Origin of the sequence: Natrinema sp. H-ect4 (genome assembly GCF_041894845.1) — an archaeon.
Taxonomy (GTDB): domain Archaea; phylum Halobacteriota; class Halobacteria; order Halobacteriales; family Natrialbaceae; genus Natrinema.
Genome location: NZ_JBHDYC010000002.1, coordinates 298,145 through 316,836 on the forward strand (window position 1 = coordinate 298,145; position 18,692 = coordinate 316,836).

An 18,692-nucleotide genomic window follows, 5' to 3' on the forward strand; every position below is an offset into this window, starting at 1 on the left:
GGGACGACTGGTCGTTTGGTATCAGTCCGACGCGAGCAGTTCCGCCTCCGGCGGCTGACCGCGCTCGAGTCGCGATCGGTTCGAGGTGGCGTCTTTCTCGACGCGGACCAGCGAGTCGGCCGCACCGACGAGTTCCTCGTCGTGGCTGACGACGACGATCTGTTCGACGCCGAAGTCGTTGCGCATCGCCTCGATCAGCGAGACCAGTTGCGTGACGTGGCCCGAATCGAGGAAGACCGTCGGCTCGTCGAGGATCAGTGGCGGCATCGGGGCCGTTCCCTCGACACCCTCGGCGAGCAGTCGGTAGATCGCACACCGCAGGCTAAGGTTGAACAGTGCTCGTTCGCCCCCCGAGAGCTGCTCGGGCTCGAGCGCCTCGCCGTCTTTCTGATAGACCGTCAGCCGGTAGTCGCCGTCGAGATCGATCGCCGCGTAGGAGTCATTCTGGTAGACCAGATCGAACGTCTCGTTCAGCAGGCGTTCTAAGGTCTCGACGTTGCGCTGGCGCAGTTCCGCCCGTAGCTCCCCGTAGGTCGTCTGCAGCGTCTCAGCTTCGTCGTAGAGCGACTCGAGTTGCTCGCACCGAGCCTCGACCGTCTCGAGGCGCTCCCGGAGGCGCTCGAGTTCCTCGAGTTCGTTCTCGACAGCGCCGATGGCGTTCTGGATCCCGTTTCGTTGCTCCTCGAGCTCCGCGAGTTTCTCGTCGACCTGTTCGATGTACGTCTCTGCGTTTTGCTTGTCCTCTCGCGCGGTTTCGACTCGCTCCTCGTCGAACGCCGATTCGAGTTCGCGCTTGCGGTCGCGCTTTTCGGCCAGTCCCTCTCGGCGCTCGTCGTTCATCGTCTCCCAGTCCTGCAGGCGCTCGCGGAGAGTTTCGATATCGCTCTCGAGGTCGGCTCGCTCGTCGGCGATTTCCGAGCTCCGCTCGAGTGACTCGAGCGTCTCCGAGATTTCTCCGCGCTCGGTGTTGATCGTCCCAAGTTCGGTTCGCGCGTCGGCGACCTCCTCCTCGCGCTCGTCCGCTGTGGCCCGCTTTTCCTCGGCGTCGGCCTCGTACTCCTCGGCGTCGTCCCACAACTGGTCGCGCTGGTCACGCCGGTCTGCAAGGCTTTCGCGTTTCTCCGTGAGCAACTGTTCGATGTTGTCGCGGTTCTCCTCGAGTCGATCGACCCGCCGTTCGGCCGCTCGCAGTTCCTCGGCGCGGTCGATCCGGTCGTCGACGTCGTCGCGCTCGGCCTCGAGTTCCTCGCGCTCGGCCTCGAGGTCGGCGAGTTCCTCCCGTCGTTCGTCCAGCACGTCGACGTGGGGAGAATCCTCGACCGGCTGGCCACACTCGGGACACTTCCCCTCTTCGAGCAGCCGTTCGCCCTCCTCGATCGCGTTCTCGGCGGTCCGGATATCGGCGGTGATATCGTTGTGCGCCGAGACCAGTTCCTCCCGCTCGGCCTCGAGGTCCTCAAGGTGTGATTCGGCCGCCCCGAACTCGACCGGCGCGTCGTCGAACGTCGCCCGCGCGTCGTCAATCTGTTCGTCGAGGTCGTCGAGTTTCTCCTCGCGATCGGCGATCGTTTCCTCATCGGCCTCGATCTGGTCCTCGAGTTCGTCCGCCTCCGTTCGAGCCTGTTCGGCTCGGTCATCGAGGTCGTCGGCCTCCTCGCGGAGCCGCTCGATCTCGTTGGTCCCTTCGGTGATCGTCACGCGAACGTCCTCAAGGTCGTCCCGGAGCTCCTCGTCGCGGCCCTCGAGCTCCGCGATTCGACGCTCGATCGCTCCCTCGGCGGGATCGTCAGTCTCGAGATCGACGCCCTCGAGGAGGTCGGCGCGTTCGTCTGCGAGCGCTTCGCGCCGGCTCCGAATCTCGCTGATTTCGTCGCTCGCGTCCTCGCGTTTGCGCTCGGTTTCGGTGATCTTCGACCGCAGTTCCTCGATTTCCTCGTCGAGCGTTTCGATCTCCTCGCGGGTCTCCTCGTGTCGATCGAGGACGTCCGCGGCGGTCTCGAGCGTCTCCTGGGCCTGTTCGCGCTGTGATTCGTACCGATCGATCTCATCGGTGATGTCCGTGCGGCGGGATTCGAGGCCGTTCAGTCGCTCGTGGAGCTCCTTGTCCTCCTTTTGGTCGACCTGTTTTCGGACGTCCTCGAGCACCTCCTGCTGGCCGTCGAGGACGGTTTTGACGCCGAGTCGGGCGTCGCTGGCTCTCTCGCGGTAGTCCTCGAGCGCGCCCAGTTGGAGCAGGTCGTCGATCATGTCCTGGCGATCGCTCGGCGAGGCGTGAATGAGCTTGTTCACCTCGCCCTGTCGGACGTACGCGCAGTTGACGAACGCCTCGGCGTCCATCCGCAGGAGTTCGGTCACCTCCCGACGAACGTCTCGAGCGCCCTCGATGGTCTCCGTCGGCGTCTCGAGGACGCACTTCGTCGTCGTCGCGCGATCACCGCGGAGTTTGAGGTGGCGTTCGATCTGGTATTCCCGGCCGTCGTGGGTGAACCACAGTTCGATCTCGCACTCCTCCTGACCAGTCGTAATGACGTCGTCGAGCGTGCGCTCGTCTAGCGCTTTCGAGCCGTAGAGCGCGAAGAAGACCGCCTCGAGCAGCGTCGACTTCCCGCTGCCGTTGACGCCGTGGACGACGGTGACGCCGCGCTCGAGCGAGAGGTCGGCGTCGCCGTAACACTTGAAGTTTAGCAGGCGGACACGGTCGACCCTCACGCGAAATCACCCAGCGAGGCGGTGTCGGCGTCGGCAGTCTCCTCGGGCTCGTCGCTGTCTTCCGTCGCGTCGATGTCTTCCGTCGCATCGCCGTCGGACGGTGCCGTCGTCGCGTCGGGGTCGGAAGCCGGTGCAGCCGCATCGCCTTTGGTATCGGCGGTTGCTGTCTCGCATCCCCCGTCCGCGTCGGCCGTCTCGGCGCCTCCGTCCGCTTCGGCCGTTTCGGTCACTTCGGTCGCTTCGGTATTGACCGAGTCGGCCGCCGAATCGCTCTCGTCGGCGAGCTGATCGGCAACCGTCGTCACGTCCTCGTCGCCCGGTTCGCGTTCGGGCGCCGGGTCGAACGCCGACTCGTCGTCCTCGAGCAACTCGCGAACCCGTCGTTCGACGGATTCGCGGACGTTCGAATCGGCGAGATCACCGTTTCGGACGCTCTCATCGATCTCGAGGGCGGCGTTGCTGAGTCCCAGTTCGCGAACCCGCTCGCGAACGGCCTCGTCCGGGTTGGCGAAACTCACCGACACGTCGTCGTCCTCGTCGGGGAGGTCCCGTCGGTCGTTCACGCGGGCGACGAGCGCCCCGCGATCGATCGCGAGTTCCTCGATGGCCGCCGGGGCGATCGGTCTGCCCTCGCCCTCGACGGTGACGATGACGACCGCGTCCGCGAGGTCGTGCTGGCGGACGCGTTCCTGCACGCGGTCAATTCCCTCGCTTTCCTCGAGTTCGACGTCGACAAAGACGAACTCGCGGGTCGACGCGAGGCCGCGGCGACTGATCGCGACGGTCCCGTCGGTCTCGAAGTCGACGATGTTGTAGCCTCGATCCTCGCGCTCGCTGGCGCTGGCGCGCTCGGTCGAGCCGCAGTAGGTGACCCAGGTGTCCAGCACCTCCGCCGTGTCCGGTTTGTGGTTGTCCCCCAGTAGGACGGCGTCGAAGTCGACGGTCGACTCCTCGAGGACGGTTTCGGTGTCCCAGTCGGCGTGCGCGAAGGGGTCGAAGAGCCCGTGGCTCACCAGGCTCGCGTGCTCCGCTTCGTCCGGCAGCGAATCGAAGTCGTAGGTGAGGTCCTCCCGGCGCGATCGAGGGACGAAGTCGAGTCCGTAGACGGCGACGTCGTCGACGACGACCGGCTCGGCACCGAGTCGGGTCGCCAGTCCGAGATCCGCGAAGAGGTCGAGCCACTGTGCGTCGCGTTTCGACTCGTGGTTGCCGACGACGGCGAGGAAGGGAATATCGGCGTCAGAGAGCGTCCGGAGAATTTCGACGGTTCCCTGCAGGTCGATCAGCGACGGCCGACGGTCGTGAAAGAGGTCGCCGGCGTGGATGACCGCGTCGACATCGTCGGCGACCGCGTCCTCGATGACGGTCCGAAAGGCCTCGAGGAAGTCCTGTCGTCGGTCGGGCGAATTGTACTGCTGGTACCCGATGTGGGTATCGCCCGTATGGATAACCCGCGTCATTGGCCAGTCGTTGGCGAGCCGACCCTAAAGGGGTTCCGTGACCGAAGTGAAAGTGGAATCGATACGTCACGCGAAACGGAAGGAAGCACTCGTCTCGCGCCGTACTGATGATCGTCTCGCGCCAGATTGACGATCGCGTCGAACCGTCCTGATGAACCGCCGTTGCAGTGGCGACGCGTTCGGATCGACTGCGACGACAAATCGAAGCGAAACGAATCGAGGCACCGAGAGCGACGATCGGCCGTTACGATCGGATATCGAGACTGTACAGGCGCTTGCGGGCGTCGGAGAACGAAAAGCGGGAGTCGATGACGTTCTCCTCATCGAGCCGATTGAGCGCGTAGCGGACCGTTCGGGAGGGCAGGAGCGTCTCGTCGGCGATCTGTTGTTGGGTCATTGTCTCGTTGTACTCGAGGACCTTCGCGACGAGTTTCGCGCTTGGCGGAAGATCTCGAACATCGTCCCACGTTCCTCGTTCGTCGGGTTCCTGTCGAAGCGACTCTGAAGCACTCATCCTACCTCCCCATTCCGAATACAGAGTGATAATATTTTCTATTCCGTATAATGCTTTGTAGTAATATCTCGTGGTTGAGTGCACCTACCCGAAGCCTCTTATGAACCAACACCCAAAGGGTGCGTGATGAGCGACACCGTGGACGACGTCGACCTCCCATATGACGAGGACGAGGCGTCCCAACAGGAGAAAATACAGTCACTCGAGGAACGGCTGGAGATCCTCGAGGCGCAAAACGAGGAGATGCGCGACAAACTCCTCGACGCTAACGCCGAGAACAACAAGTACCAGCAGAAACTCGAGCGGCTCACGCACGAGAACAAGAAGCTCAAGCAGTCCCCGCTGTTCGTCGCCACCGTCCAGGAAGTCACGGACGACGGCGTCATCATCAAACAACACGGGAACAATCAGGAGGCGCTGACCGAAGTCACCGACGAGATGCGCGACGATCTCGAACCCGACGCACGGGTCGCGGTCAACAACTCGCTGTCTATCGTCAAACCCCTCTCGAACGAAACTGACGTGCGCGCCCGCGTGATGGAAGTCACCGAGAGCCCGGAGGTCAGCTACGAGGACATCGGCGGCCTCGAGGACCAGATGCAGGAGGTCCGCGAGACGGTCGAGATGCCCCTCGAGAAGCCCGAGATGTTCGACGATGTCGGGATCGACCCGCCCAGCGGCGTACTCCTCTACGGACCGCCGGGGACGGGCAAGACGATGCTCGCCAAAGCCGTCGCCAACCAGACCGACGCCACATTCATCAAGATGGCCGGCTCGGAGCTGGTCCACAAGTTCATCGGTGAGGGTGCCAAGCTCGTTCGCGACCTCTTCGATGTCGCCCGCGAGCACGAACCCGCCGTCATCTTCATCGACGAGATCGACGCCATCGCCTCCAAGCGAACGGAGTCCAAGACCTCCGGCGACGCCGAGGTCCAGCGGACGATGATGCAGCTCCTCTCGGAGATGGACGGCTTCGAGGAGCGCGGCGAGATCCGTATCATCGCCGCCACCAACCGCTTCGATATGCTCGACCGCGCCATCCTTCGTCCCGGCCGGTTCGACCGCCTCATCGAGGTGCCCAAGCCGAACGCGGAGGGTCGCGAGATCATCTTCGAGATCCACACCCGCGGGATGAACGTCGCGGACGACGTCGAGTTCGCCCAACTGGCCGAAGACGCCGAGGAGGCTTCCGGTGCCGACATCAAAGCCGTCTGTACCGAGGCCGGTATGTTCGCCATCCGCGACGACCGCACCGAGATCCGGATGGAAGACTTCCACAACGCCTGGGACAAGGTTCAGGCCGAATCCGACGAGACTGAAGAGGTCTCGAAGACGTTCGCCTGAGCTCGCTCTCGAGTCGGTGTCGTTTCTCGCTTCGTTTTTCGTCTGCCTGAGCAACGGCGCTCGAGTAAACGGTAGCGGCTGGTCGAAAGTGGCGTGGACTCGAGTCTATAGGTAGGCAGCCTCGACAGGAGAGGCGGTGCCATTGCTGTTCAATCGTTCTGTGAACGGAACAGTGGGTTCTGTTAGTGACCGAGTGAGACGACGCGACCTGCGATCGTGGCAACAGGGTATCGCCACGCCCTCCCCAGCCGATTCGATCGCGCCTCACGGCGCTCACTCATCCACTGGAAGACGCGAGCGTCTTCCAAGCCGTCACTCACAAAGTTCGCGAAGACCTCGCACGGCATTGTGCCGCGGCTCACACGGCTCACGGTTCCCTGCGGTTACCGTGCTTTCCGAGGCGCTCACTTCGTTCACGCCTCGCCTCCGTTCGCCGCGGCCCAGCGCGCGCCGCCGCACGCCGGTTGGCTAGTCGGAGTGAGACGTAGCTCCCCTGCACTGATCGGAGTAGATAGATAGTGATGAAGAGCAACGGCAGTGTCAAATCAGCCGCCAGTACACCATCTCGCCGTTACAGGGCCGAAAAGACGAGCCACGGCACGATGAACAGCGCCAGCGTCAGCACCGCGAGGATCAGTCCGTACCCGATGCCCATTCCCGCCGCGGTGAGCCACGCCGGATGGTCGAATTCTCCGAGATCGACTGCCATGTGCTTGCCATCCGGTGACGAACGCTTAAACGTACCGGAACACCGACTCCCGCGGTCAGTACGGGACTCGAGAGTGCACTCGAGACCGGCTGCGAGCGTCCGGCGACCGGGCCGACTACCGGTAGACGTTCTCGTATCGATCGCGGTACTCCCGCAGCGCGAGCCTCGCTCTGCACCGCGAGGTAAACCCGAAGCCGGTTGCCTCGCAGTCATCGTCGTCGCACTTCCAGCGGAAGGTCTCCGAGTGGGGGTCTCTCGTCACCGATACGTCCGTCTCGCACAGCGGACAGCGCCATCCCCACCGCATATCGCCGGCTTCCGCGCTCGCCCGATCCATTGGTTCGATGCCGGGATTGGATCGATGGGTCAAAAACCCGCGCCTCGAGTGAGTCGTTCTTTTTCCGTTCGCCGGCGCTCGATCGCGGGCATCGGTCGACTCGAGGACGCGTTTCGGACCGTTTTTACCCGGTGATCCGCTACGAACATCCAATGACGACTATCGTCGTGGTGGACAATCACGGACAGTTCACCCACCTCGAGCACCGGGCGCTTCGCGACCTCGGTGTCGACACGGAGTTGATCGACAACGACACGCCACCCGCGGATGTCGACGCCGACGGCGTCGTCCTCTCGGGCGGCCCGGATATGGATCGGATCGGACGGTCTGCGGAATACCTCGACGCGGACGTCCCCATCCTCGGTATCTGCCTGGGAATGCAACTGATCGCCAAAGAGCTGGGCGGTCGCGTCGGGGGCGGCGAGTACGGCGGTTACGCTGACATTAACGTCGATATCGTCGACGCTGCGGATCCGCTGACCGGCTCGCTGCATCCCGAGACTCGCGTCTGGGCGAGCCACGCCGACGAGGTCAAAGAGTTGCCCGAGGGCTTCGAACTGACGGCGAAGAGTGACGTCTGCGACGTCGAAGCGATGAGCGATACCGACCGCGATCTCTACGGCGTCCAGTGGCACCCCGAGGTCGCCCACACCGAGGAGGGCGACGAAATTTTCGAGAACTTCCTGGCAATCTGCGAATCGCAGTAGGCGTACGGACGATTCGGTTTTGTTGGCGGTCGATATCGTCCGTCCCAGATCAAGCTACTCGGGTATCGAACTCAGCGCTGTCCACTCACACGAGCGCGTATGACCGTAGATTCGACCGAAGATCTCTTCGGAGACGGCCTCACGCACGCGTACTACACCGAGCAGCGACTCCTCGACGCCCTCGAGGAGACCCTTCGAGAGGAACAGGACGAACTCGACAGCCTCTCGGAGATGGGCGAGGAGTTCGATTACGGCGAACTGACGGTCTCCGAGTAACGCCGCCGCGTATCCAGTATTTTTCGAGACCGCACGGCGAGACGGTCAGGTCTGCCAGGCGACCGATAGCGTCGTGTCCGACTCGATCCAGGCCGCGTCGTTCGTCGTATCGAAGATGCGAACGACTCCGTCGTCCGTCTCTCGTTCGGCGTATCGGCCGGGCCGGGACGTCGTTTCCGTCATTGGGAACGTCCATGAGAACTAGACACACACGATATAGCTCTTGTGTCTCGCCGCGGTCAACGGCTCCGGGCGAAAGAACGGCGAACGGGCGATCGCGAGACCCTCAATCGGGAAACGGAGCGAAATGGTCGCTCGGTTCGAGCGGGACGATGGAACCCGGTTACCGATACGTCGAGCGGGTGGAAATCGGGCGATCGGTGGCTATTCGGCCGGTTTCTCGCGCGCCGGTCCCTGCTGGTGAAGTTCGATTCCAACGTCGTCGGGCTCGAGGACGTCCGGAAGCTCCTCGTCCCGGTCGCCGGTGACGGCGGCGAGCACCTCCTTGATGTAGGCGTTGAACAGTTCGGGGTGTTCGCTCATCGGGAAGTGACCGATCTCGGCGAACTCGATCGCGGTTGCGCCCTCGCCGATCCCCTCGGCGGTCTGACGGCCGTCCTCGGGCGTGGTCAGGTAGTCGTACTCGCCGTTGGCGATGTAGAGGGGACACTCGTCAGCGTTGACCTGATCGAGCTTGTCCCGGTAGTCGTGGTCCACTGAGTAGTAGTAGAGGTCGCCCTTGAAGACGCCCGTCGCGCCCTGTTCGTAGAGGTACATCGTCTCCCGTCGGGTCTGTTCTGGGCTCTGGGGAGCCATCAGCCCCCAGCAGGCGTAGGCGTTGACCTCCGTCGTGTTCACTTCGGGGTGGTCGAGCCAGTCGATGTAGAAGCCCGGGCTGTGAGCGCCGCACTCGAGGCCGATCAGCGCCCGAAATCGCTCGGGGTACCAGTCGGCCAGTTCGAGAGCGATGTTGCCGCCCATGCTCGAGCCCATGTAGATGGGGTCCTCGAGCTCGAGCGCATCGGCGAGGTTCACGAGCGTCTCGGTGAACTTCTCGGCGGTCATCGTGTAGTCCTCGGTCCACCACTCCTGCGTGGTCGGCGGCACCGACTTCCCGTGATAGGGAAGGTCGTGGGCGATGACGCGAAACTCCTCGGTGAGTTCCTCGTCGGTCAGGAGGTGGCGCCACTCCTGACAGTTGTTCCCGGCCGTGTGCTGGCAGAGCAGCGGGATCCCGTCTTCGGGGCCGTTCTCCTCGAAATAGATCCGGTGGTCGACGCCCTCGACCTCCACGTGAACGTACGATCCGCTGATCGGTTCGACATCGCCCGGCTGGTACGTCTCGGGCATTTTAGCTCCCTCCGTCGTTGTGCGCGACGCGCATCAGATCGAGCGTCCGCTGGAACGCGCGCAGGTGCTGGAAGATTCGCTTGTTGTCGCCGGTCAACTGCAGGTGGCCGTCCTCGTTGCGGACCGCGGTTCGATAGTGCGAGGCGATGATTTCGTGGTTGAAGGCGGGCGGCGTCTCCCGAACGAACTCCTCCCAGGTCTCGCGGTCGCCCTCAACGCCGAACGACCACTGGTGGTTCATCGTCGGGTTCGGGACGAGGTTCTCGATTTCGCCGCCGTCCATCTCGAGGAGGACCCGCTCGTCCCCAATCTCGACGTAGAAGTTCTCCGAGAACTGCTGATGTCCCCGGACGTTCATCTCCGGATCGCTGTTGACCGTCTCCTTGTACGACTTCCACCACTCGTGGGTGCCGAGTTCTGTATCGTTCATAAATGCCACGTCACCCCTTCCCCGAACGACTCTATGTAGTTCACACAATGGAACCCGATAGCTCGAGCGTAAATACAACAACTGACGCTTCGTTCGATTAGCGGGACGCGGATCGGTGATCGACAGCAGTCGTCACCCGGATCGACCGTCAGTATCTTGCCCGCCCGCCCGAATGTGAGAGGTGATGACAGTCGACACTGTCGGTCGGTTCGAACGTGCACTCGAGGGGCTCGAGGTGGGACTCGAGCGCGTACCGGCCGCCGAGGCGACCGATCGGATCGAAACCATCGTACAGGAGCCAGCCGTCGGAGCACCGCTGCCGTTCGAGGGCGTCGCGCTACCCGACTCGGTGATGACGGCGCCCACGAACCGCGAACTCGAGGCGGCCGAGACCGGCGTCACGCCGGTCGGCTTCGCGATCGCGGAGTACGGCAGCGTCGCCGTCGAGTCGACGGCCGACGGCGCAGAGCCGATTAGCCTCTACCCGGAGCGCCACGTCGCCGTCGTCGCCGAGAGCGATGTGGTGCCGGACATCAGTGCCGGTTTCGATCGCCTCGCCGACGGCTTCGCGGACGGTCGGGACAGTGTCGTCTTCGCAACTGGCCGGAGCGCTACCGCCGACATGGGCGATCTCGTCCACGGCGTCCACGGCCCCGGCGACGTCCACGTGATTGTCCTGGAGGATCGATAGGATGGCCCAGCGCACTCGATCGCAGCAGGCCGATCGGATCCGCCACCTGCTCGAGACCGAAGGCGAGGCCATCCACGCCCACGCGAGCGCATCGAATGCCCGTCGGTACGAGACCTACGGCACGACCGACGACCTCGAGGCGCTGCGGACCGAGGCACGCACGATCAAGGAAGACGCTATCGACCGGCTCCCCGACCTGATCGAGACGGTTCGGGCGGCGGTCGAGGAAAACGGTGGCACCGTCTACGTCGCCGACGACGCCGCGGATGCGAACGCGTACGTGGCCGACGTGGTCGAGTCACGGACCGATGCGAACGGAACGACGGGGGACGGCGACACTCCGTCGGTCGTCAAGTCCAAATCGATGACGACCGAGGAGATCGACCTCAATGAGGGACTCGAGGCCGAGGGGATCGACGTCACCGAGACCGACCTCGGCGAGTGGGTGCTGCAGGTCGCCGACGACACGCCCTCCCACATCGTCGGCCCGGCAATGCACATCTCGCGGCCGGAGATCGCCGAGCTGTTCAACGAGCGGTTCGATCCCGACGAGCCGTTCGAGACGGCCGAGGAACTCACTCGGTTCGCCCGCGACCACCTCGGCGAGCACATCCGCGCGGCCGACGTGGGGATCACCGGCGCGAACTTCATCGTTGCCGACAGCGGGACGATCACGCTTATCACGAACGAGGGCAACGCGCGCAAGTGTGCGGTCACGCCCGATACCCACGTCGCGATCGCGGGCGTGGAGAAGCTGATTCCGACACTGTCCGATCTCGAGCCGTTCGTCGATATCATCGCCAAGAGCGCGACGGGCCAGCCGATCTCCCAGTACGTGACGATGCTCTCGCCGCCGACGGATTCGCCGACGCTGGACTTCGATTCGCCGGACGAGTCGATTACGGCGGGCGGGGAACCGGCGGACGAGACGGGGAACCCGGATCGGGACTTCCACCTCGTCCTGCTCGACAACGGCCGCATGGACATGCGCGAGGACGACCAGCTCCGGGAGACCCTCTATTGCATTCGCTGTGGAGCCTGTTCGAACTCGTGTGCGAACTTTCAGTCCGTCGGCGGCCACGGCTTCGGCGGCGAGACCTATTCGGGCGGGATCGCCACCGGCTGGGAGGCCGGCGTCCACGGGCAGGAGTCCGCGGCCGAGTTCAACGACCTCTGTACCGGCTGTTCGCGCTGTGTGGACGCCTGCCCGGTGAAGATCGACATTCCGTGGATCAACACCGTCGTCCGGGATCGAGTCAATCGGAGCGGCGAGTCGGAATCCTACGACTTCCTCGTCGACGGCCTCACACCCGACCTCGAGGAGGGCGGACTCGATCCCGGCAAGCGCTTCTTCGGCAATATCGGGACGGTCGCGAAAGCCGCCAGCGCGACCGCCCCAGTCTCGAACTGGCTCGCCGACGCCGGTCCCGTCCGTGGGCTACTCGAGCGAACCCTCGGAATCGATCGCCGGCGCGATCTTCCCTCGTTCCAGCGGGAGTCGCTCGTCGATTGGTTCGAAGACCGGGGCGGCGCTGACGCCTCGAGGCGACGGGCCGAACGTGCTGCCTCTCGAGTCGACGCCGGCGATGGCGATACCGCTCTCGACCGCGAGGTCCTGCTCTATCCCGACGTCTACACGAACTACGTCGACGTCGATCGCGGGAAGGCCGCCGTCCGGACGCTCGAGGCGCTGGGCGTGCCGGTCCGCGTGCCGGACCTCCCCGAGAGCGGGCGCGCGGCGCTCTCTCAGGGAATGATCGCGACGGCCGACCGGCAGGCAAGCCGACTCTACGCCGCGCTGGCAGAGGATCTCGACGCCGGCCGGGACGTGGTCGTGATCGAGCCCTCCGATCTGGCGGCCGTGCACCGCGAGTACGAGCGCTTGCTCCCCGAGGGGTCCGTCGAGCGCCTTCGTGCGAACAGCTACGAGATCTGTGAATACGTCTACGGGCTGCTCGAGAACGGCGCGGATCCCTCGGCGCTGTCGACCGGCGATGGCGCGGAACCGGTCGCCTATCACTCCCACTGCCAGCAGCGCACGCTCGACCTCGAGGCACCGACCGTGGCCGTCCTCGAGCGCTGTGGCTACGCACCCGAGACCTCCAGCGCCGAGTGCTGCGGGATGGCGGGCTCGTTCGGCTATAAGCGGGAGTACTACGAGCTGAGTATGGACGTCGGCGAGCGGCTGGCGTCGGAAGTCGAGGGCGCGGAGACCGTCGTGGCGTCGGGAACCTCCTGTGGGGACCAGCTCGAGACACTGCTCGAGCGAGAGGTTCCCCATCCGATCGAGTTGCTCGCCCCCGGTGGGTATCGGGCGTAGCGGGCGCTCGGCATCTTCCGCAGCGGTCGCGGTCCCTTTCGCGGATGTCGTTGGGGAGGTACTGTCGAGTCCCGACCGCCGATCCGGGGGATCATCGGAGAAAGATGTAAGTATGTGGTACGGTGTAACATAACACGGTAAATGTCCACAGTAGACAGGAAAATTCTCCGTAATCGGGTCGAGGACAAGCGCGAGGAACTCGTCGATCTCCTCGAGGAACTCATCGCTCAGGAGTCCGTGACCGGCAACGAAAAGCCCGCACAGGAGGTCGTCATGTCGCGATTGGAATCCCGCGGGCTCGAGGTCGACACGTGGGAACCCGACGCCGACGAACTACGGGACCACCCCGGGTTCTTCGAGACCTCGTCCTACGCGGAGTATGGGTACGAGGACCGCCCGAACGTCGCAGCGACGAGGAACGGCGTCGGAGACGGGCGATCGCTAACCCTGAGCGGACACGTCGACGTCGTTCCGGTCGACGAAGACGAGTGGTGCTACGATCCGTGGGACGCCACGGTCGAGGACGGTCGCCTCTACGGACGCGGTAGCAACGACATGCTCGGCGGCGTCGCGTCCATTCTCGTTGCCGTCGAGGTGCTCGACGACCTCGACGTCAAACTGGCCGGCGACCTCACGATCCAGACGACCGTCGAAGAGGAAGACGGCGGCCCCGGCGGCGTCCTCTCCGCGCTCGAGCGCGGCTATCGGCCCGACGCGGCGATCATCACCGAACCCTCCGGGCTCCCGAACATCGGGATGGCGAGCGCCGGTGTCATGTACTTCCGCGTTCGCCTGCCCGGAAAGTCGGCACACGCCGCGCAGGGCTATGCGGGCGTAAACGCCATCGGGAAGGCGACGGAGCTCTATCGGGCGCTCGACGAACTGGACCGGGAACGGAAATCGCGCATCTCCTACGAACCGGCCGTTCGGCAGAACCCGAAACTCGACGGTCATGAGACCAACCTGAACGTGGGCAACATCGACGGCGGCGACTGGCCCTCGACGGTCCCGTCCGAGGCGGTACTCGAGGGGCGGATCGGCTGGCCGCCCGGCGAAACGCGCGAGGAGGTCCGGGCCGACGTGGAAGCGGCCGTGCGAGACGTCGCCGAGAACGACGAGTGGCTGTCGGAGCACCCGCCCGAGTTCGAGTGGTTCGGCTGGAACGCCGCGCCGCACGAACTCGATACCGACGAGGAAATCGTCCGGCTCGCGCGGGCGAACGCGGAGACGATTACCGGCGAGGAAACGACCTTCGGTGGCGGAAGCGCCGGCAACGACGAACGGTTCTATAATCGGTACTACGACATCCCCTGTCCCTCGGTCGGTCCACGCGGCGCAAACATCCACGGTGCCGACGAGTACGTGGAGATCGAGTCGCTCGTCGAGACGGCACAGACGCTCGCGCTGACGGCTATCGACTGGTGCGGAACTCGAGAGTGACGCCGACCAGCTACTCCGGACCATCGGCGACTCGCTCCACCGCCGCACAGGGTCACGTCTCACGCCGTGACGTTGGTCGCCAGGCGATGGGCGACCGTATCGGTCTCTCGGAGGGGGTCCTCGTTCCGCAGGCGCAACTGCTGACGACGGCAGTCTCGGGGCCGCCCTCGCGTCGCTTCGGCCACCGAAACAGTCTGGGATAGTGATATACGTCTCACCGTTGAGGATAGAGCTGGTATGCTTGGTGAAGACGTACTCCTGGACGTACAGAACGGCATCGCGACCGTCACGCTGAACCAACCGGATCGGATGAACGCCCTCTCAGCGGGCATCAAAACCGGTATCGAGGAAGCGCTCGACGAAGTATCCGACCGAGACGACGCGCGAGTCGTCGTCTTCGAGGGGGCGGGGAAGGCGTTCTGCGCTGGCGGCGACATCAGCGGCATGGACGACGCCGAGTACACGGACCACGAACGCACTCGAGGCATCGTCGAGGACTGCGCGGCGATCCCGATTCGCATCTACAACCTCGAGCTGCCGACGGTGGCGACGGTCGACGGCTACTGCGTCGGGGCTGGCGTCGGCGTCGCGATGTCCTGTGACATGGTGCTGGCGAGCGACCGCGCCCGGTTCGGGCTCGCGTTCCGGAACATCGGGCTGACACTCGATTACGCGACGTCGCTGTTCGTCACGCGAGCCGTCGGCCCGTACGTCGCGAAGGAACTGGCGCTCACCGGCGAAACGATCACCGGCGAGGAGGCCGACGAAATCGGGCTGATCAACCACGCGTATCCGACCGACGAGTTCGAGGACGAGGCGGCCGACCTGATCGAGCGGATCGCCACCGGACCGACGGTCGCGCTGCACTACTCCGTTCGCAACATCGACCGATCGCACAACAGTTCGATCCGGGACGTCGTCGAGCGGGAAGCGCAGTCCCAGAACCTCGCCAGTAGCACGCGGGACCACCGAGAAGGCGTCGAGGCGTTCGGCGAGGACCGCGATCCCTCGTTCGACGGTCGCTAACTGCGTTCCGGCCGGTCTCGAGTGGCCGTTACTGCCCCCGGAACTCCGGCTCCTCGCCGTTGCGTAGCGCCTCGACCGCACGTTGATAGTCTTCGGTCTCGAAGACGATCGTCTGCCGCGTCGCCTCGTTCGCCAGCGCGTCGTCGAGGCTCGTTTCGTGACTCGTCCTGATGAGCTCCTTGATGTGTTTGAGAGCGATCGGCGGCCCGTTCGCGATCTCCGCGACGATCTCGTCGGCCCGGTCCTCGAACTCGTCGGTCGGAAAGACGTGATTGACGAGTCCGAGGTCGCAAGCGCGGTCGCCGTCGACGATCCGGCCGGTCATCGTCAGTTCCATGGCGAGTCCGCGACCGACGAGCCGGGGGAGGACGTACGAGATGCCACAGTCCATGCTCAGGCCGAAGCGCACGTGCGAAAAGCCGATCCTGGTTCGTTTGCTCGCGAGCGGCACGTCGCACGCGATCGCGAACCCCGCCGCATCGCCGATGGCCGGTCCGTCGATCTTCCCGATGACGGGGAGCGGATGCGTGATGATCTCCCGGACGAGCCTGTGCTCGTGGCGCTGGATTTGCTCGACGGTGTCGTGTACCGATCCTCCCTCGGCGTCCGACTCACCCATCGACTCCACGTCGAACCCCGACGAGAACGCGTCCCCGGCACCCTCCAGGACGATACACCGCGCCTCGGTGTCGCGCGCCGCCTGCAACGCGTCGTAGATCGCGAGATAATCGTCTCGAGAGAGGGGGTTCCCTCGCTCGGGCTCGTCCAATGTGATCGTGACGACGCGATCGGCGAACTCGGTGTCGATGCTGTCCGACATGGTCGGTCACGTCACCGAGTGCGCGTGTAAAATTTCCGCACGGTTCAGTGCTCTCCGGGAGCCCGGACCGAGCTCCTCGACGGCCCGCGGTCGCGATTTTTGTCCGTGCCGTTCGAGCAACGGGGCTCGAGCCTCCACTATTACGTAGTTCCGACGACGCCGTACCAGCATGCAGTCGCTCTCCATACGTGATCACGTCCGCCCGACCGGCGGCGACTACCCGGCGGGAATCTACCGCGTCGTCGGAACGAGCGACGACGCCGTCACCCTGCTCCGGGTCGGGGACGCCGACGGGAGACGGGTCAACACCGGGGAGATCGTGACGGTCCTCGACGAGGAACTCGAGGCGTTCGAACCGGCGTCCAACCCGGACGGGAACCGGCCGCTCGGAGCGACCGTGGCCTCGAGCCTCGGGATGATCCACTGGCGGCTCCGGGCCTTCGGAGAACAGCTGGCCGCACACCCGATCCCGACGCTCGTTACCGCGGTGCTCGTCGTCGCAGGGTACGTCGGGGACTCGATCTCTCAGGTACCGAACGCCGTCGCGAGCGTTGCGCTGTTCGTCGGTATCGTCGGCCTCGCGTACGTCGGTGGCGGGCGGCTGACTCGGTAGCGCGGCCTTGAGGGTCGGCCAACGGGATCCGTTCGTCACACCGATATCATCCGCGGAAACCAACGAATCGCGTCGAGCCGGCCGCTGGCCAGTCGTGAGCGCGTCACAGAAGCGTCCGGCGAGTCGAGACCGATCCCCTACGCCTCGAACAGTTCGTCGACCGCGTGTCGCGCCGCGAGCGCGGCGTCGTCGGCGACCTGCTCGGGATCGGCCTCGTCTTCATCCTCCGGCGCGTTGAGGTAGACGTCGACCTCGAGAACGCCGTCCTCGAAGACGACGGTCACGTCGTAATCGCGCACGTCGGATTGTTTGTACTGCGAGAAGATCACGCCCTCTGCAGCGTCGGCTGCCGTCTGGACGACGGTCTCGTCAGACGGCTCGTCGGTCGACATTTATGCGCCGCCAGCGCCTGGGCCGCCGGGGCCGGCCGGACCGCCCATGCCGCCGCCACCGCCGAGCATGTCCTCGAGTTCCTCCTGGAGGCTCTCGAACTGGTCCTGCACGCGCTCTTCTTGCTTCTCGAGGGTCTCGAGGCGAATCTCGAGCGTGTCGACCTTCTCCTCGAGGTCCTCCTCGGCCTGGTCGTAGTCCGTCTCGACGAGGAGTTCGCCGACGTTCCGGTACATGGTCGTTCCCTCGTCAATGTTCTCGAGTTCGTCGAGAGCGTTCTGGGCCTCGGTGAGTCCCGACTCCGCTTCCTGTTTCTGGACGGCGACTTCCTGTGCCGTCTCCTGAAGGTCCTGTAGCTGCTCGATTTTCTCCTGTGCTTCGGGCGGCAGGTTTCCTTGCATATCTCGACCGTCGCCCTCCGGACTGATAAAGGCCAGCTTTGTCTTCCGATTCGCCGTTCGGCCGCGGACCGGCTGCCAACCTATCAGCAGCGTCCGAACGGGCTACTCCGAGCCGTTACCGTCCGCCGCAACCGCTTCGCCGCTGGTCCCCGGCACAGCGGCGCTGTCGGTCCGAATCACGAGATAGCCGCCGACGGTGAAGAGCGCACCCCAGAGCAAGAACGCTGCGTCCCACAGGATGATCGGGCCGGGTCCGGCGGGCCAGACGTGGTGCAGCCCGAGTAGCTGGTGATCGACGAGTCCCTCGACGACGTTGAACACCCCCCAGCCCATGATCACCGCGCCGAGCACGATGCGTCCGGATTTCGGCACCGGATGGAACCGCCACGCACGGGAAAACAGGACGAGCCCGATGATCGTGAAGGTGTACGTCGCGAGGTGGAAGAGTCCGTCGGCCATCACGTTGAGTTCCAGATCCGTCGCGACGCTCGAGTCGGGATACGACGACAGCATATTGTGAATCTGGAGGATCTGGTGGAAGACGATCCCATCGAAGAAGCCGCCTAACCCCACTCCGAGTGCGAGGCCGGCGATCACCAGCGGCTTGGCGTCCCGTCGCAATCCGAGCCACGTCTCGTCACGTTCGGCCATACTGGTTCCTCGAACGAAGCGATAAAAAACGCCGGTGCCTGCCTGTTCCGGGATCACGGGCGTTCTCAGAGTCGATACCGAGGAGTTAGCGCGACTCGAGAACCCGTGCGCCCGCGTCGGCGGTCCGTTCCGCCACGTCAATCAGCGAAAACCAGGTGTTCAGCGCCGCTCGCAGGGCGACCACGTCGGCGGCGACGATATCGATCAGGACGCGCTGTCCATCTCGCTCGAGGCTCGTTCGAGAGCGCTCGTCGTCGATCTCGCCGATTTCGCGGGCCACGCTTCGGGCGACGAGTCGGGCACGCGACGGCGTCTCGTACTCGAACTCGAGAGTCGCGTCGTGAGAAGACACGCGTTACTGGACGTCGACTTCCTTCACGTCGCGGCTGCGCTCTTTCAGGAGCACGCGGTGACCGCAGTAGGGACAGCGGACGCCGCCGTACTCGTCGAGCTGGACGTCGCGTTTACAGCGGGAGCATTTGTAACTCATACTGATCTCGAAGC

At 64.6% G+C, this 18,692-nt stretch carries 22 protein-coding genes; 8 read left to right on the forward strand and 14 right to left on the reverse strand.

From position 1 onward, the window contains the following. Nucleotides 1-21: 21 nt before the first annotated feature. The 3 genes from rad50 to ACEWFR_RS04355 form a co-directional block, all read right to left on the reverse strand. Entirely contained in the window at nucleotides 22-2,709 is a 2,688-nt protein-coding gene (rad50, locus tag ACEWFR_RS04345; RefSeq protein WP_374059872.1) for a DNA double-strand break repair ATPase Rad50, read from the reverse strand. Further along, complete coding sequence (mre11, locus tag ACEWFR_RS04350; protein WP_374059873.1) at nucleotides 2,706-4,169, reverse strand: DNA double-strand break repair protein Mre11; 1,464 nt, start codon at nucleotides 4,167-4,169, stop codon at nucleotides 2,706-2,708. The genes rad50 and mre11 overlap by 4 nt, the downstream gene beginning before the upstream one ends. A 244-nt stretch (nucleotides 4,170-4,413) precedes the next feature. Further along, complete coding sequence (locus ACEWFR_RS04355) at nucleotides 4,414-4,683, reverse strand: helix-turn-helix domain-containing protein (protein ID WP_098724069.1); 270 nt, start codon at nucleotides 4,681-4,683, stop codon at nucleotides 4,414-4,416. Between the two features lie 126 nt (nucleotides 4,684-4,809). Between ACEWFR_RS04355 and ACEWFR_RS04360 the strand changes: the two genes are divergently transcribed. Then, on the forward strand, nucleotides 4,810-6,027 hold the full coding sequence (locus ACEWFR_RS04360) for a proteasome-activating nucleotidase (RefSeq protein WP_374059874.1): 1,218 nt from the start codon (nucleotides 4,810-4,812) through the stop codon (nucleotides 6,025-6,027). 571 nt (nucleotides 6,028-6,598) lie between these two features. Here ACEWFR_RS04360 and ACEWFR_RS04365 read toward each other — a convergent pair. Continuing rightward, the gene (locus ACEWFR_RS04365; protein ID WP_374059875.1) at nucleotides 6,599-6,736 is read right to left on the reverse strand and encodes a hypothetical protein; all 138 of its coding nucleotides are present in this window, start codon (nucleotides 6,734-6,736) and stop codon (nucleotides 6,599-6,601) included. Between the two features lie 115 nt (nucleotides 6,737-6,851). Then, nucleotides 6,852-7,073, reverse strand: coding sequence for a hypothetical protein (locus tag ACEWFR_RS04370; RefSeq protein ID WP_374060056.1), 222 nt, complete (start codon nucleotides 7,071-7,073; stop codon nucleotides 6,852-6,854). A gap of 152 nt (nucleotides 7,074-7,225) precedes the next feature. Here ACEWFR_RS04370 and ACEWFR_RS04375 point away from each other — a divergent pair, with 152 nt between their 5' ends. Continuing rightward, entirely contained in the window at nucleotides 7,226-7,780 is a 555-nt protein-coding gene (locus ACEWFR_RS04375) for a GMP synthase subunit A (RefSeq protein WP_374059876.1), read from the forward strand. 99 nt (nucleotides 7,781-7,879) lie between these two features. After that, the gene (locus ACEWFR_RS04380; RefSeq protein WP_374059877.1) at nucleotides 7,880-8,056 is read left to right on the forward strand and encodes a hypothetical protein; all 177 of its coding nucleotides are present in this window, start codon (nucleotides 7,880-7,882) and stop codon (nucleotides 8,054-8,056) included. Nucleotides 8,057-8,101: 45 nt separating this feature from the next. On the opposite strand, the gene ACEWFR_RS04385 is transcribed toward ACEWFR_RS04380, so the two are convergent. From ACEWFR_RS04385 to ACEWFR_RS04395, 3 genes are all read right to left on the reverse strand, one after another. Next, complete coding sequence (locus tag ACEWFR_RS04385; protein ID WP_374059878.1) at nucleotides 8,102-8,239, reverse strand: hypothetical protein; 138 nt, start codon at nucleotides 8,237-8,239, stop codon at nucleotides 8,102-8,104. Between the two features lie 201 nt (nucleotides 8,240-8,440). Beyond that, nucleotides 8,441-9,406 carry an alpha/beta fold hydrolase gene (locus ACEWFR_RS04390; protein WP_374059879.1) on the reverse strand — a complete coding sequence of 322 codons (966 nt, stop codon included), beginning with the start codon at nucleotides 9,404-9,406 and terminating at the stop codon, nucleotides 8,441-8,443. A 1-nt stretch (nucleotide 9,407) separates the two neighbouring features. Next, nucleotides 9,408-9,836 carry a hypothetical protein gene (locus ACEWFR_RS04395; protein WP_374059880.1) on the reverse strand — a complete coding sequence of 143 codons (429 nt, stop codon included), beginning with the start codon at nucleotides 9,834-9,836 and terminating at the stop codon, nucleotides 9,408-9,410. A 184-nt stretch (nucleotides 9,837-10,020) separates the two neighbouring features. Between ACEWFR_RS04395 and ACEWFR_RS04400 the strand changes: the two genes are divergently transcribed. The 4 genes from ACEWFR_RS04400 to ACEWFR_RS04415 all read left to right on the forward strand — a co-directional run bounded on the left by ACEWFR_RS04400 (nucleotide 10,021) and on the right by ACEWFR_RS04415 (nucleotide 15,313). Then, entirely contained in the window at nucleotides 10,021-10,527 is a 507-nt protein-coding gene (locus tag ACEWFR_RS04400; protein WP_374059881.1) for an LUD domain-containing protein, read from the forward strand. 1 nt (nucleotide 10,528) lies between these two features. Continuing rightward, nucleotides 10,529-12,847, forward strand: coding sequence for an LUD domain-containing protein (locus ACEWFR_RS04405; protein ID WP_374059882.1), 2,319 nt, complete (start codon nucleotides 10,529-10,531; stop codon nucleotides 12,845-12,847). Nucleotides 12,848-12,988: 141 nt separating this feature from the next. Continuing rightward, entirely contained in the window at nucleotides 12,989-14,287 is a 1,299-nt protein-coding gene (locus tag ACEWFR_RS04410) for an ArgE/DapE family deacylase (protein ID WP_374059883.1), read from the forward strand. 237 nt (nucleotides 14,288-14,524) lie between these two features. Continuing rightward, nucleotides 14,525-15,313 carry an enoyl-CoA hydratase/isomerase family protein gene (locus ACEWFR_RS04415; RefSeq protein ID WP_374059884.1) on the forward strand — a complete coding sequence of 263 codons (789 nt, stop codon included), beginning with the start codon at nucleotides 14,525-14,527 and terminating at the stop codon, nucleotides 15,311-15,313. A gap of 28 nt (nucleotides 15,314-15,341) precedes the next feature. Here the strand turns inward: ACEWFR_RS04415 and ACEWFR_RS04420 are convergent, their stop codons facing one another. Further along, nucleotides 15,342-16,133, reverse strand: coding sequence for an enoyl-CoA hydratase/isomerase family protein (locus ACEWFR_RS04420; protein WP_374059885.1), 792 nt, complete (start codon nucleotides 16,131-16,133; stop codon nucleotides 15,342-15,344). A 169-nt stretch (nucleotides 16,134-16,302) separates the two neighbouring features. On the opposite strand from ACEWFR_RS04420, the gene ACEWFR_RS04425 reads away from it, so the two are divergent. Beyond that, on the forward strand, nucleotides 16,303-16,746 hold the full coding sequence (locus tag ACEWFR_RS04425; RefSeq protein ID WP_374059886.1) for a hypothetical protein: 444 nt from the start codon (nucleotides 16,303-16,305) through the stop codon (nucleotides 16,744-16,746). A 137-nt stretch (nucleotides 16,747-16,883) separates the two neighbouring features. Here ACEWFR_RS04425 and ACEWFR_RS04430 read toward each other — a convergent pair whose 3' ends face one another. The 5 genes from ACEWFR_RS04430 to ACEWFR_RS04450 all read right to left on the reverse strand — a co-directional run bounded on the left by ACEWFR_RS04430 (nucleotide 16,884) and on the right by ACEWFR_RS04450 (nucleotide 18,678). After that, nucleotides 16,884-17,138, reverse strand: a complete 255-nt coding sequence (locus ACEWFR_RS04430) for a DUF3194 domain-containing protein (protein WP_374059888.1) — start codon at nucleotides 17,136-17,138, stop codon at nucleotides 16,884-16,886. Continuing rightward, complete coding sequence (locus ACEWFR_RS04435) at nucleotides 17,139-17,537, reverse strand: prefoldin subunit beta (RefSeq protein ID WP_098724078.1); 399 nt, start codon at nucleotides 17,535-17,537, stop codon at nucleotides 17,139-17,141. Between the two features lie 102 nt (nucleotides 17,538-17,639). Then, complete coding sequence (locus ACEWFR_RS04440) at nucleotides 17,640-18,188, reverse strand: DUF2243 domain-containing protein (protein WP_374059889.1); 549 nt, start codon at nucleotides 18,186-18,188, stop codon at nucleotides 17,640-17,642. A gap of 85 nt (nucleotides 18,189-18,273) precedes the next feature. Then, the gene (locus ACEWFR_RS04445; RefSeq protein WP_374059890.1) at nucleotides 18,274-18,540 is read right to left on the reverse strand and encodes a KEOPS complex subunit Pcc1; all 267 of its coding nucleotides are present in this window, start codon (nucleotides 18,538-18,540) and stop codon (nucleotides 18,274-18,276) included. Between the two features lie 3 nt (nucleotides 18,541-18,543). After that, nucleotides 18,544-18,678, reverse strand: coding sequence for a DNA-directed RNA polymerase subunit P (locus ACEWFR_RS04450; protein ID WP_006181151.1), 135 nt, complete (start codon nucleotides 18,676-18,678; stop codon nucleotides 18,544-18,546). Between the last annotated feature and the right edge of the window lie 14 nt (nucleotides 18,679-18,692).

Bases quoted from the DNA above. Each gene is read 5' to 3' on its own strand.
- mre11 (WP_374059873.1), bottom strand. From the start codon at position 4,169: ATGACGCGGGTTATCCATACGGGCGATACCCACATCGGGTACCAGCAG.
- ACEWFR_RS04355 (WP_098724069.1), bottom strand. From the start codon at position 4,683: ATGAGTGCTTCAGAGTCGCTTCGACAGGAACCCGACGAACGAGGAACG.
- ACEWFR_RS04360 (WP_374059874.1), top strand. From the start codon at position 4,810: ATGAGCGACACCGTGGACGACGTCGACCTCCCATATGACGAGGACGAG.
- ACEWFR_RS04365 (WP_374059875.1), bottom strand. From the start codon at position 6,736: ATGGCAGTCGATCTCGGAGAATTCGACCATCCGGCGTGGCTCACCGCG.
- ACEWFR_RS04370 (WP_374060056.1), bottom strand. From the start codon at position 7,073: ATGGATCGGGCGAGCGCGGAAGCCGGCGATATGCGGTGGGGATGGCGC.
- ACEWFR_RS04375 (WP_374059876.1), top strand. From the start codon at position 7,226: ATGACGACTATCGTCGTGGTGGACAATCACGGACAGTTCACCCACCTC.
- ACEWFR_RS04380 (WP_374059877.1), top strand. From the start codon at position 7,880: ATGACCGTAGATTCGACCGAAGATCTCTTCGGAGACGGCCTCACGCAC.
- ACEWFR_RS04385 (WP_374059878.1), bottom strand. From the start codon at position 8,239: ATGACGGAAACGACGTCCCGGCCCGGCCGATACGCCGAACGAGAGACG.
- ACEWFR_RS04390 (WP_374059879.1), bottom strand. From the start codon at position 9,406: ATGCCCGAGACGTACCAGCCGGGCGATGTCGAACCGATCAGCGGATCG.
- ACEWFR_RS04395 (WP_374059880.1), bottom strand. From the start codon at position 9,836: ATGAACGATACAGAACTCGGCACCCACGAGTGGTGGAAGTCGTACAAG.
- ACEWFR_RS04400 (WP_374059881.1), top strand. From the start codon at position 10,021: ATGACAGTCGACACTGTCGGTCGGTTCGAACGTGCACTCGAGGGGCTC.
- ACEWFR_RS04405 (WP_374059882.1), top strand. From the start codon at position 10,529: ATGGCCCAGCGCACTCGATCGCAGCAGGCCGATCGGATCCGCCACCTG.
- ACEWFR_RS04410 (WP_374059883.1), top strand. From the start codon at position 12,989: ATGTCCACAGTAGACAGGAAAATTCTCCGTAATCGGGTCGAGGACAAG.
- ACEWFR_RS04415 (WP_374059884.1), top strand. From the start codon at position 14,525: ATGCTTGGTGAAGACGTACTCCTGGACGTACAGAACGGCATCGCGACC.
- ACEWFR_RS04420 (WP_374059885.1), bottom strand. From the start codon at position 16,133: ATGTCGGACAGCATCGACACCGAGTTCGCCGATCGCGTCGTCACGATC.
- ACEWFR_RS04425 (WP_374059886.1), top strand. From the start codon at position 16,303: ATGCAGTCGCTCTCCATACGTGATCACGTCCGCCCGACCGGCGGCGAC.
- ACEWFR_RS04430 (WP_374059888.1), bottom strand. From the start codon at position 17,138: ATGTCGACCGACGAGCCGTCTGACGAGACCGTCGTCCAGACGGCAGCC.
- ACEWFR_RS04435 (WP_098724078.1), bottom strand. From the start codon at position 17,537: ATGCAAGGAAACCTGCCGCCCGAAGCACAGGAGAAAATCGAGCAGCTA.
- ACEWFR_RS04440 (WP_374059889.1), bottom strand. From the start codon at position 18,188: ATGGCCGAACGTGACGAGACGTGGCTCGGATTGCGACGGGACGCCAAG.
- ACEWFR_RS04450 (WP_006181151.1), bottom strand. From the start codon at position 18,678: ATGAGTTACAAATGCTCCCGCTGTAAACGCGACGTCCAGCTCGACGAG.